Origin of the sequence: Stappia indica, assembly GCF_020177335.1 — a bacterium.
GTDB classification, from domain to species: domain Bacteria; phylum Pseudomonadota; class Alphaproteobacteria; order Rhizobiales; family Stappiaceae; genus Stappia; species Stappia indica_B.
Genome location: NZ_JAIVMG010000001.1, coordinates 708,563 through 720,889 on the forward strand (window position 1 = coordinate 708,563; position 12,327 = coordinate 720,889).

Below are 12,327 nucleotides of genomic sequence, written 5' to 3' on the forward strand. Positions count from 1 at the left end.
AAGGTGCTCCGGCCAGCGTGCCGGCCGGAGCGGGCAGAACTCAGGTCCTGATGTGTCCGACGCTCTTCTTTTGTGCTTCGTCGAGCGCATCCGCATAGCCTGCATCGGCATAGCGGATGACGCCGAGCGCCGTGTCGTTGGTCAAAGACAGGTCGATACGGGTATCGGCATCTTCCGTCCCGTCAGCAACCACGGTCACGCCGGCGGAGGTCATGTATCCCGCATATCCACCACCGCCAGAGTGAATGGCGACCAGATCCGCGCCGGAGGAGCACAGCGCCATGGCATCGAGCAACGGCCAGTCGGCGATGGCGTCCGATCCGTCGCGCATCCCCTCGGTCATGATGTTGGGATGCGCCATGCCGCCGGCATCGAGATGATCGCGCGAGAAGGCGACCGGCCCGGCCAGTTCACCGGAGGCGACCAGACGGTTGACCGCCTTGGCAAGCTCCGTGCGTTCGCCGTGACCGAGCCAGGCGATGCGCGCCGGCAACCCCTCGAAGGGAACGTTCTCGCGGGCGAGCCTGATCCAGTTGGTGACGATCTTGTTGTCCGGGAACATCTCCAGAAGGAGATCGTCGATCCGGGCAATGTCGCTTTCCTCGCCCGACAGCGCCATCCAGCGGAACGGGCCAATGGCACGGGCGAACAGCGGACGCAGATAGGCTTCGGTAAAGATCGGAATGGAGAAAGCGTTCTCGACCCCGCCCTCCCTGGCCTGGGTGCGGATCAGATTGCCGTTGTCGAACACCTCCGCTCCACGCTCCTGAAACGTCAGCATGGCACGGACATGATGGGTGATGCTCTCGCGCCCCGCCTCGATCAGCTCTTCCGGATTTTGCTCGCGCAGACGGCGGACACGATCAAGGTCATAGCCGGCGGGAACATAACCGTAGACCAGGTCATGGGCGCTGGTCTGATCGGTGACGATGTCCGGGGTGATGCCGCGCGCGGCGATCTCGGGGAAGACCTCGGCGGCGTTGCCAACGAGGCCGACGGAGAGCGCCCGGCCTTCCGCACGAGCCGCCTCGATACGCGCCAGCGCATCGTCCAGATCCGTGGCAATCTCGTCGAGGAAACCGATTTCGCGGCGCTTTTCGGCCCGCTCCGCATCCACGTCGACGCACAGGATCGCAGCCCCGGCCATGCGCCCGGCCAGCGGCTGGGCGCCGCCCATGCCACCGAGACCGGCGGTCAGGATGAAGCGGCCCTTCAGCTTGCCCTCGAAGCGGCGCTCGGCGATCCGCATGAAGATCTCGTAGGTGCCCTGAATGACCCCTTGCGAGCCGATATACTGCCAGGCGCCGGCGGTCAGCCCGCCCCAGCAGATCAGGCCCTTGCGCTCCAGATCGTAGAAGACATCCGCCTTCGCCCACTGGCCGACCAGGTTGCAGTTGGCCATGATCACCATGGGCGCATCCTTGTGGGTGCGCAGCAGACCGACCGGCTTGCCGGACTGGATCACCAGCGTCTGGTCCTCTTCCATCTCAAGCAGCGCCTTGACGATGGCGTCATGGGCCGGCCAGGTCCGCGCGGCGCGGCCGAGGGCGGCATAGACGATCAGCTTTTCCGGCGCCTCGCCGACGGCCAGGACGTTTTCCATCAGCCGCAGCAGGCCTTCCGCGCGCCAGGTCCGGGCACGGCGCTCGGGCCCGCCGGGGATCGGGAAGTCGGGATGACGGGGATTGGGTTTAGGCATTCGACGGCTCCAGCGCGTATTTCGCGAGTTCAATACCCATGGCTTTTTCGACCGACGGGTAGACGGCCGGATCGAGAACGCCCGCGCCGAGCGGGATCACCGACTTCGGAACATGCAGGATGTGCACCCGCATGCCTTCCTCAAGCTGTCCGACGGACAGCGGTTCGGCGTCGGTCGACAAGGTGGTGATGACATCGGGGAAGCTGGCGATGCGATTGCCGCCGGCATCATCGATGGCCATGTATTCGTTCATGACATGAAGGGTCAGCGCCTTGTCGCCCGAGCCGACAACCACGGTGCCGACATCAAAGGCTTCGTTCGTGTAGACGACGTTCTTCTTCGTGACGACGTCCTCGATCAGGATCGCGCCGCGCGTCTGCTCGACGATGGTGTCGATCACCGCCGCCGTGCCCTTCGGCTCGGCCGCCAGGATCGCATGGCCCAGATCGAGCGCCATGGAGATGCCGCCGAGCGCGGCATTGCGCGCCACATACGACGCGCGCAGCGGATTGCGCGCGCTTGCGATGAAGCCGCCGGACATGTCCGAGGCGGTGCGCAGGATCGGCGAGACCTTGGCGGTGGCGCCGCGCACGGTCAGTTCGATGTAACGGTTCTGCTCGCGATTGCCGCCGACGGCGGTCTGGATCATCTGTTCCTGCGAGCCGGCCATGCCGATGGAGCCCATGTCGCCGGTCGGGTGGGCGCGGATGTCGCCAACCGCGTCGATCACCTTGCAGCCAAGGATCGCGGACGGAAGCCAGCCATTCAAGGTGGAGGATTTGCCGTTCTGGCCAACGATCAGACCGGAAACCGGCGTGCCGAGTGCCTCGTTGAGCATCCGCACGGCCTTCACGTAGTCGACGCCGCGCATTTCCCAGGGGGTGGTGCTGGCCGGCGCGCCGATGGCGGCAGCGGTGGCGACCCAGTCGTCATCGTTCAACTCATCGATGGACACCAGTTCCGGCGCTCCGGCGCCAACAGCGGCATAGCCGAGCTTGCGGCCGTGATCCGCCCAGCCGCCGCCGCCGGCAGCATAGACCGAGCCGCCGCGTACGGCCGGTTCGACGTCCTTTTCGGTCAAGGTACGACGCATTTCCTCTCCTCTCGTCAGGTCTCAGCCCTGGTCCAGGGCGATAACGGTTTCGGCCAGAACTTCCGCGCCTAGCGCGATGTCGGCGGTTTCGGCCCATTCTTCCGGGCAGTGTGACCGCCCCCCGAGACAGGGGACGAAAACCATGGCCGCCGGCGCAATCCGCGCCATGAAGGCGGCATCGTGACCGGCGCCGGAGACCATCCGGCGGTGCCGCGCCCCGCAGCGGTCGGCAGCGGCATCCAGCCGGTCGATCAAAGCGCCATCCATCGGCGTCGGCTGGTTGTCGGACAGGCGCCTCACCTCCACCGCAATGGCTTCGGGCAATGCGGCGCAGCGCGCATCAATCCAGTCGAGGAAACCGAGCATCTGCGCCCGGTCGGCGGCTCGGGCATCGATCAACATCCGCACCCGGCCTGGCACGACATTGGCGGCATTGGGTTCCATCGAGAACTCGCCCACGGTGGCGGTGAAATGACTGCCCTGTGCGGCACGGTCACGGGCTTCCGCCTCGATGGCGGAGACCAGCCCGGCGGCGGCGACCAGCGCGTCGCTGCGCCCGGTCATCGGCGTGGTGCCGGCATGATCCGGGCGGCCCGTCAGCACGATCTCAACGCGGGTGATGCCGGCAATGGCGGTGACAATGCCCAGATCGCAGCCGCTGTCTTCCAGAACGGGCCCCTGCTCGATGTGCAGTTCCAGGAAGGCGCGGATATCATCACGCGCGGCGATGCCCTCCGGCGCGCCGCCGACGTCGCGCATCGCCGTTTCCAGCGTCCGTCCCTCGTGGGTAAGTGCCATCCAGTCCGCCGGCAGCACCCCGGCCATGGCGCGCGAGCCGATGCAAGAAACGCCGAAGACGGAGACCTCCTCCGCCAGGAAGTCGACAATGCCGAGATCGTGACGCAGGACGTGACCGCGTTCCGCCAGGGTCCGCGCCACTTCAAGGGCGACCACCACACCGGCGATACCGTCGAAGCGCCCGCCATCGGGCACGGTGTCGGAATGGGAGCCGAGCAGGATCGTACCCAGCCCGCCGGCGCTGCCGGCACGCCGCCCGATCAGATTGCCGCCAGCATCATGCGAGACGGTGAGACCAGCTTCCGCGAAGCGGCGGGCAAGCCACCCCCGCCCCTCATCGAAACGGGGCGAAAAGGCCCGGCGGGTCCAGGGGCGGCCGGGATCGGTGATCGCGGCAAGCGCCTCAAGATCGGATTGAATGCGGTTGGCGTCGACCCGGAGATTGCGCATCAGTGCACCGCCTTGCGCAGGCCAAGGGGCCGCTCGGGGCGCACGAAGGTGCCCGTGCCCGGCGCCGCACAAACGCTCGTACCGTCGAAGACTTGCTGGCCGCGCAGCCAGGTCGCGGCGGTGGTCCAGGGCAGTTCGATCCCGTCATAGGGCGACCAGCCGGCGAGCGAATGACGGCTGGCGGCTGCGTCATAGACGCGGGCGACCGGCTCCAGAACCGTGAGGTCGGCGTCGCGCCCGGCGGCAATGCCGCCCTTGGCATGATCGAGGCGGAAATGGCGGGCAGGATTGTCCGCCATCAGCCGGGCCGCCCAGGTCAGCGAGATGCCCCGCTCCAGCGCGCCCTTGACGAAGAGCGGAACCATCACTTCCAGCCCCGGCACGCCGGAGGCGTTCTTCAGCATCTCCGGATCGGTCTTGCGATCCTCCGACCAGCTCACGTGATCGGTGGAGACCATGGAGATGTTGCCGGCGGCCACATGGCGCCACAGGGTCTCGACCTCGGCACGCGGACGGATCGGCGGGTTGATCTTGGCCTTGCCGCCAAGCCGCGCGACGTCGTTTTCCTCATCGAGCGTCAGATAATGGATGCAGCATTCGGCAGTGGCGTGGTGCCCCTCCGCACGGTAGCGGCTGGCGATCTCATAGCCGCGCCCGAGGGAACAATGCACCACATGCGCCGGACAGCCGGTCGCCGCTCCGGTCTCATAGATCTGCAACATGGCCAGGATTTCGGTCATCGGCGGCCGGGACAGGCCATGGGCACGCCAGTCGGTGATCCCGGCGGCCTCGACTGCGGCAACCGCTTCGCGCACGAAGGCATCGTCTTCATTGTGTACGCCGGCGGCCAGGCCGGTCTTGGCGACTTCCGCGAAACAGGCCATCAGAAGGGCCGGCGGAATGCGGGGGAACCGCGTCGGGTGGGTGCCGAAGGTGGAGAACTTGAAGGCAGCGACGCCGGCCTCGGCCTGCTCGGCAACGCGGACCGGGCCCTCGGTCGGATCGACCGTGCCATAAAGCGCCACGTCGACGCGGGCTTCGGCCTCCGCCTCAGCGGCCTTGCGCCGCACGGCTTCGGCGGAGCAGACCAGATTGCCCTCGTCATAGGGCATGTCGACGATGGTGGTGACACCGCCGGCAGCAGCTGCGGCGGTGGAGGCGGCGAAACCTTCCGCACCCTTCTGCGACAGAGAATGAACCTGGGCATCGACCGCACCGGGCAGGATCAGCGCCGCGCCGAGGTCATGCCGCTCACGCGCGGCCGGGGCGCTGCCTTCGCCCACCAGGGCGACCTTGCCGTCGCGTACAGCGACGAAACCACCCTCGACCTCACGGTCCGTCAGAACGACGCGGCCGCGCAGCACCAGATCAAAATCGGACATGATGTCCCCCCTCACGTCTTGTGTGACAAAACGCTAGCGAGCGATGCGCAAAAGGGGCATATCCCAAAACATGGACAGACGATGCGCTGTTTCGCTCAGGCGGAAGAGCGATGAGATGTTTCAGAAAAGCTCTTGAATTTGCTCAACAAAGCGCTGACTCCGTGCATCATGACGAGAGATCAGGGAGAGCGTCTGAAGGTAGTCGGCCGGTAGCAGAAGACGCTTGACGCACGCCCCGGCCGGCAGGCGCAGCGAAGCCGGCAGGACCGAGATCGCACCCTGATAGAGCACGGCGTTCAGTGTCACGGGCACCGAATCTATCTCCATCAGACGGATCTTCCAGCGCCAGTCGGGGCCGCAGAAGTCATCCAGGAATTGCGTCGTCTTCTGACGCAATCCGCTGCGCAGGCTCTGCAGGGCAAGAGGCGCACGCGACAGTGCTTCCATCAACTCAGGACCGGCGAGCGTGTCGGGCAAATCCTTGCCATAGAGCGCAAGCCGCCCGGCCAGCATCGGCACGCAGCGGTAGCGGTCCTCCACCGTTCCGCTGTCCAGAAGAACGGCGTCGTAGCGCCCCTCATCGAGACCGGTCATCAATTCCTCCGCCGTCGCCGACGCAATGAACAGTGGCATGGGGAAGCGCTGGAGCCAGCGGACGGAAATGCGGGCCATCACCTCCGCAATTTCGCTCTGGCTGCCGGAAGGGATGACCGATCCCAGGGAACGACCGCGCACGCCACGTTCGAACCGGTTGTCCGAAGTGCGGCTGAGATGCGACCAGCGGTCCTGCAACTCGTCGATGACCTCGATCAAGGCCAGACCCTCCGCCGTGGGCGTGACGCCGTGGCTGCCGCGCTCCATCAGCACGCGCCCCAACCGCTGTTCGATCTGGGTGATTGTGCGGGTCAGTTGCGGCTGACCAAGTTGCATTTCCAATGCCGCCTTGCGGATGCTTCCAGCCCGCAGGACGCCGGCCAGGCGGAACAAAGCCTCCAGGGTGACGGGCGTGGTGAGGATCGCGCCGAGCGAATCGTCAGGTGACAACCGGTAAACCCGGCGGCATAGAGTGCTGAGGCGTTCCAGGCTGTTGCGCAGCTGTTCGCCCTGGACCGAGAGCGCCAGATCACCGCCGCCGCGACGCACCAGTTGCAAGGAAAGCTCCGCCTCCAGTCGCGTCAGCGCGGACGCAACGGTCGACACCGGCGCCCCGCTGATCCGCGCCGCAGCCCGAACACCATTTTCGCGAAGCACAAGATCGCCCAGAATGATTGTCAGGAGACGCATCGGTGAGGCCTATCCCACGTTTTCCGGCCAGGACTAAGAAGCCCCCCCAGCGACACCAGATCAGACGGCAGCGCCACCGCCCTGAAGTTGAACCCGCACAAGGACGGACGTCATGCGGGAGGCTGAGCGCCGCGTTTTCCCGCCCCGCCCCTAAACAAGTTGTGGACCTCCTCGCCGAAGACCCTGAAACGAACTCCCTCCCCCTCGCGCAAGTCCCTCCGCCAACATGCGTCGCGTGGTAGATTTGAAACCTGTCGAAGCGCCAAAGCGGAAAGACCGCTCTTCCATCGGCGAAGACCGCCTTTACAGCATTCAGACAGACATCCCTTCGAGAGGCGGGCCGCCGTGCATGCTTCCCTTGCGATAGATCGTCCAGAGCCCTGCATTCCAGGACACCCTCCCATGCATAAAAGTCATAACCGACTGATTATTTTGGGTTTTTGACCTCGATCAAATCGCCACTGAACACCGCGACCTAATTTCAGCTCAGCGAAATTTGCGCTGGCGCGACGACCGTTCCGATTCTGGGCGGCCTCAGCCGGCATGCCAGTCACTCTGGAGGCCACATGGATCTTGCAAGACGGATGTTCATGGGACAGCTCGCGCGGTTTGCCGCCGGCGCGAGCCTTGTGCCGCTGGCCACCGTTGCGGAGGCCGCCATCAACGAACAGCCGCCGCGGCGCGGCGGCGATCCCGCCAAACGCTACGCCATGCTGATCGACCTGCGCCGCTGCATCGGCTGCCAGGCCTGCACGGTGTCGTGCCATCTGGAAAACGACGCGCCACTCGGCAAGTTCCGCACCATCGTCTCTCAATACGAGGTCGACGATCCGGAAACCGGCGACATGTCGACCTTCTTCCTGCCGCGTCTGTGCAACCATTGCGACAACCCGCCTTGCGTGCCGGTCTGTCCGGTGCAGGCCACCTACCAGCAGGAAGACGGCATCGTCGTCGTCGATGCCGAGCGCTGTGTCGGCTGCGCCTATTGCGTTCAGGCCTGCCCCTATGACGCGCGCTTCATCAACGACAAGACCCAGACGGCGGACAAGTGCACCTTCTGCACCCACCGGCTGGAGGCAGGGCTTTTGCCCGCCTGCGTGGAAAGCTGCGTCGGCGGCGCCCGCATCATCGGCGACCTCAACGATCCGGAGAGCACGATTTCGAAGATGGTCGCCGAGCATCACGGCGAGCTGAAAGTGCTGCAACCGGAAAAGGGCACCAGCCCGCACGTCTTCTATCTGGGGATGGACGAACGGTTCATCGACCGGCCCGAGGCTTTCGCCTCGATCTGGGACATTCACGGCAAGGACAACAAGGAGCTGCACTATGAATTCAGCGGTCATTGAGATCCTTGCCCCGCGCTACCAGATCGCCTGGTACCCCTGGGCCGTGCAGTACTTCTTCATGATCGCGCTGGCCTATGCGTCGCTGTGGCTTGCCCTGCCCGGCCTTCTGGGGGCGGCCCGCTGGAAGGCAACCGCGCGCTTTGCCATGCTGGGCGCCATGACGACGGCAATCGTCGCGCCGATCGCGCTGCTGGCCGACCTGCATCAGCCGCTGCGGTTCTGGCATTTCTATGCGTATTTCACCCCCTGGTCCTGGATGTCGATCGGCAGCCTGATGCTGCCGCCCTTCGTCTTCGCGATCATCGCCCTGGCCTGGCTGGTCTGGCGCGAGCCGATGCTGGCCTGGCGCGACCGCAGCGATCTGTTCGGCATGATCGCCCGGCTGGTGACGCTGGGCAGCTGGCAGACCCCGCGCTTCCTCGTGGTCACCCTGGCGTTGGCGACCGCCGCGCTGTCGCTTGGCATCGCCGTCTACACCGGCAGCGAGGTCGCCATCGTCAAGGGACGGCCGCTGTGGAACACCGTGTGGCTGCTGCCGTTCTTCGCCACCACCGGCCTCATCGGCGCCGGCGGTCTGGTGCTGCTGCTGTCGCGCATCGCCGGCCCGCGCGATCCCGACACTGCCCGCAACATGCTCTGGGTGGTGTCCGCCGCCGCCGTGGCCACCGCTGGCGTTGCCCTGATGTGGGTGCTGGAAGGTCTTTACGTGGAGAACAGCTCGGTCGCCGCCGCGCTGCGCTCGGTCCGCCACAGCGCGGAATGGCGCACCACCTCCGCCTGGGGCCTGGGCGTCGGCACCGCCCTCACCCTCGGCTGCCTGCTTCTGTTGTGGCGCAAGCCCCAGCGCGGCTGGAGCTGGATCGTCGGCCTTGTCGCCCTGCACCTTGCCTGGATGGCCCGCTGGGTCGTGCTGATGGACGTGCAGACCGTGCAGAAACAGACGGCGGGCTATCTGGAATACACCGTTGGCTGGGGCTCCAGCGGCTGGCTCGGCGTGGTCGGCACCTTCGGCCTGTGGATCGCGCTGATCCTCGTCATCGACATGCTCGTGCCCTGGCGCGGGGCTCTTGGCGGCACCGCCGGAGACGCGCCGGACACGACCCCAGACTACTCGGCGAAAGGAGCCGCGAGCCATGGATAAGACACGTCGCAATCTGCTCAAGGGCGGCGCCATCGCTGCCGGTGCGGCCACCTTTGCCGCCGGCTATTCCGAACCCCTGACCCGCATGGCCAAGGGCCTGACGGGCAGCTCGGGCGAGAAGCCCAAGCATCCGGTCTATGGCAATGCGCTCGATCCGGAATACCGGGTGGATCTGGAGACCGGAGACATCACGCTGAATCCGGACCAGCGCGTCGCCTTCACCGTCTGCTATGGCTGCACGACCCTATGCGGCGTGCGGGTGCGGATCGACAACCGTAGCGAGACCGTTCTGCGCTCGGTCGGCAATCCGTTCAACCCGCTGTCGGCGGATGAGCACGCGGATGAGACCCTGCCGGTCAAGGATGCACTGCTGCGCACCACCGCGTTTCAGGATCAAGGCTGGGCGGCGCGCTCGACCACCTGCGCGCGCGGCAATGCGATGATCGCCCAGATCACCAGCCCGCACCGCATCACCCAGTGCCTGAAGCGCGCCGGCAAGCGCGGCGAAGGCAAGTGGGAGACGATCAGCTTCGAACAGTTGATCGAGGAAATCGTCGAGGGCGGCGACCTGTTCGGCGAAGGCCATGTGGACGGTCTGGCGGCCATCAACGACTACGACACGCCGCTCGACCCGGAAAACCCGGAATACGGGCCGAAGACCAATCAGCTCCTGGTCATGGAAGCGACCGATTACGGCCGCTCGGCCGTGCTGCGCCGCTTCTCCGACAAGGCGTTCGGCACCCGCAACTACGGCCACCACGGTTCCTATTGCGGCCTCGCCTTCCGCATGGGCGCCGGCGCGATGATGAACGACCTCGCCAAGAACGCGCATCTGAAGCCGGACTTCGAGAAGGCCACCTTCGGCCTGTTCATCGGCACGGCACCGTCGCAGGCGGGCAACCCGTTCAAGCGCCAGGGCCGGCTTTTGTCGAAGGCCCGCGTCGACGAAACGCTGGAGTACATCGTCGTCGACCCGGCGCTGAACGCCTCCGTCGCCCGCGCCGCCGGTCCGCGCGCCAACTGGGTGCCGATCCGTCCGGGCAGTGACACCGCGCTCGGCATGGCGTTGATGCGCCTTCTGTTCGAAACCGAAGGCTATGCGGCGGAATATCTTTCGATCCCCAATGCCGCGGCGGCGAAGGCCGCGGGCGAGCCATCGAACAGCAACGCCGTGCATCTGGTCATCACCAGCGACGATCATCCGCGCGCCGGGGCTTTCTTGCGCGAATCCGATCTCGGCCTGAAGCCGGCGGACGCGGAAGACGACGCGCCGATGGTCGTGGATGCGGCCGGCGCGATCGTGCCGGCGAATACGGTGGATCGCGCGGAGCTTTTCACTGATGCCAAGGTCACGCTGGCCGATGGCACCAGTGTCGAGGTGCGCACCTCCCTGCGCCTCCTGCGCGACGAAGCGCTGTCCCATCCGCTCGACGAAATGGCGGCGGAATGCGGCGTGTCGGTGGAGCAGCTCCAGCACATGGCCGGCAAGCTGAAGGAGCACGGCCGCACGGCGGCGGTGGACTGCCACGGCGGCATGATGTCGGGCGCGGGCTTTTATTCCGCCTACGCCCTGCAATTGCTCAATGTGCTGGTCGGCAACGTCAACCACACGGGCGGCAGCGCCCATGGCGGCGGCAAGTTCAACGGTGCCGGCAAGGGCCCGCGCTACAACCTCGCCGGCTTCAAGGGCGCCCGCAAGCCCAAGGGCGTGTTCCTGTCCCGCTCGCGCTTCCCGTATGAGAAGACCAGCGAATTCAAGCGACTGAAGGCGGCAGGAAAGAGCCCCTACCCCGCCCGCGCGCCCTGGCGCCGGCTGGCCCCACCGGTGCTGACGGATCACATCACCGCAGCCATTGACGGGTATCCCTATCCGATCAAGGCGATGATCGGCGTGATGTGCAATCCGATCTACGGCCAGGCCGGGCTGAAGACGCTGATCGCCGACAAGCTGCGCGACCCGAAGGTTCTGCCGCTTTATGTCGCCGTGGATGGTTTCATCAACGAGACCAGCACCTATGCCGACTACATCGTGCCGGATTCGGTGATGTATGAGGTGTGGGGCTTCGCCGGTGCCTGGTCGGGCAACCTGACCAAGATGACGACCGCCTGCTGGCCGATCGTCGAGCCGCGCCAGGCGAAGACCGCCGATGGCCAACCGGTCAGCATGGAAAGCTTCTTCATCAAGCTGGCCAAGCGGCTCGGCCTTGACGGCTTTGGCGACAACGCCATCACCGATGCGGAGGGTGGAACCCATCCGCTGAACCGGGCGGAGGACTTCTACCTGCGTGCGGCGGCCAACATCGCCTTCATGGGCAAGCCGCTGCCGGACGCGAGCGAGGATGACATCCGCTTTTCCGGTCTGGAACGGCTGCTGCCGGAGATCGAGGCGACGCTTCCGGCCGACGAGCGCGGTCCGGTCGCCCATCTTTACTCCCGTGGCGGTCGCTATCAGACCTTCGACAAGGCCCGCGATGGCGAAGCGCTCGGCAACCAGTGGAAGCGGACGCTCTGCGTCTGGAACGAACAGGTCGGCACCTGCATCGACAGCATGACCGGCAAACGGATGTTCGGCACCGCCCGCTTCCTGCGTCCGGCGATGGCCGATGGCTCGGCCATGCGCGACCATTTCGCGGAGGCCGATTGGCCGATGCTGGCGTTCTCCTACAAGTCGAACGTGATGAACAGCTATGCCATCGGACTGGAGCGGCTGCGGATGATCAAGCCGTACAACCCGATCCTGGTCAATCACGACGACGCGGAACGGCTTGGCATCGCCCACGGCGCGGAGATCCTGGTCGAAAGCCCGGGCGGCCGGTTGCGCGGTCTGGCGATCGTCACCAAGGGCGTGATGCCCGGGGCCATCGGCATCGAGCACAGCTTCGGCCATACCGAACTGGGGGCGCGGGATCATGTCATCGACGGCGAGACGGTGCCCGGCAACCCGTGGATCGCCGCTGGTGTGAACATCAACGATCTCGGCTTTGCCGACCCGACGCGCAAGACCCTCGGCACCTGGCTGGAGCCGGTTTCCGGCGCTTCCGTCCGTCAGGGCCTGCCGGTGCGGATCAGCACCGTGTGACCTTGCCGGCCACGGGGCCCCACCCCATCGGCAATTGGAAAAACACAGCGGGCCG

General features: G+C 66.0%; 8 protein-coding genes. 3 read left to right on the top strand and 5 right to left on the bottom strand.

The genetic code is table 11. The features are described 5' to 3' along the window. Positions 1-40 precede the first annotated feature (40 nt). The 5 genes from LC062_RS03155 to LC062_RS03175 form a co-directional block, all read right to left on the bottom strand. A complete protein-coding gene (locus tag LC062_RS03155; protein WP_224909555.1) occupies positions 41-1,699 on the bottom strand; it encodes a urocanate hydratase in 1,659 nt (552 codons plus the stop codon). After that, entirely contained in the window at positions 1,692-2,792 is a 1,101-nt protein-coding gene (locus LC062_RS03160) for a DUF917 domain-containing protein (RefSeq protein ID WP_181758303.1), read from the bottom strand. The genes LC062_RS03155 and LC062_RS03160 overlap by 8 nt, the downstream gene beginning before the upstream one ends. A 21-nt stretch (positions 2,793-2,813) precedes the next feature. Then, on the bottom strand, positions 2,814-4,043 hold the full coding sequence (locus LC062_RS03165) for a Zn-dependent hydrolase (RefSeq protein WP_224909791.1): 1,230 nt from the start codon (positions 4,041-4,043) through the stop codon (positions 2,814-2,816). Beyond that, positions 4,040-5,422 (bottom strand): dihydroorotase, encoded by a 1,383-nt coding sequence (locus LC062_RS03170; protein WP_224909556.1) that lies wholly within the window; start codon positions 5,420-5,422, stop codon positions 4,040-4,042. Before LC062_RS03170 ends, LC062_RS03165 begins: the two co-directional genes overlap by 4 nt. A 120-nt stretch (positions 5,423-5,542) precedes the next feature. Beyond that, entirely contained in the window at positions 5,543-6,706 is a 1,164-nt protein-coding gene (locus LC062_RS03175; protein ID WP_224909557.1) for a LysR family transcriptional regulator, read from the bottom strand. 566 nt (positions 6,707-7,272) lie between these two features. Here LC062_RS03175 and dsrO point away from each other — a divergent pair. Genes dsrO through LC062_RS03190 form a run of 3 tightly spaced genes read left to right on the top strand, consistent with a single transcriptional unit; the run spans position 7,273 to position 12,272 of the window. Beyond that, positions 7,273-8,052 carry a sulfate reduction electron transfer complex DsrMKJOP subunit DsrO gene (gene dsrO / locus LC062_RS03180; RefSeq protein ID WP_224909558.1) on the top strand — a complete coding sequence of 260 codons (780 nt, stop codon included), beginning with the start codon at positions 7,273-7,275 and terminating at the stop codon, positions 8,050-8,052. Beyond that, complete coding sequence (gene nrfD / locus LC062_RS03185) at positions 8,033-9,193, top strand: NrfD/PsrC family molybdoenzyme membrane anchor subunit (RefSeq protein ID WP_224909559.1); 1,161 nt, start codon at positions 8,033-8,035, stop codon at positions 9,191-9,193. Before dsrO ends, nrfD begins: the two co-directional genes overlap by 20 nt. Next, complete coding sequence (locus tag LC062_RS03190; RefSeq protein ID WP_224909560.1) at positions 9,186-12,272, top strand: molybdopterin dinucleotide binding domain-containing protein; 3,087 nt, start codon at positions 9,186-9,188, stop codon at positions 12,270-12,272. The genes nrfD and LC062_RS03190 overlap by 8 nt, the downstream gene beginning before the upstream one ends. Positions 12,273-12,327: the final 55 nt, after the last annotated feature.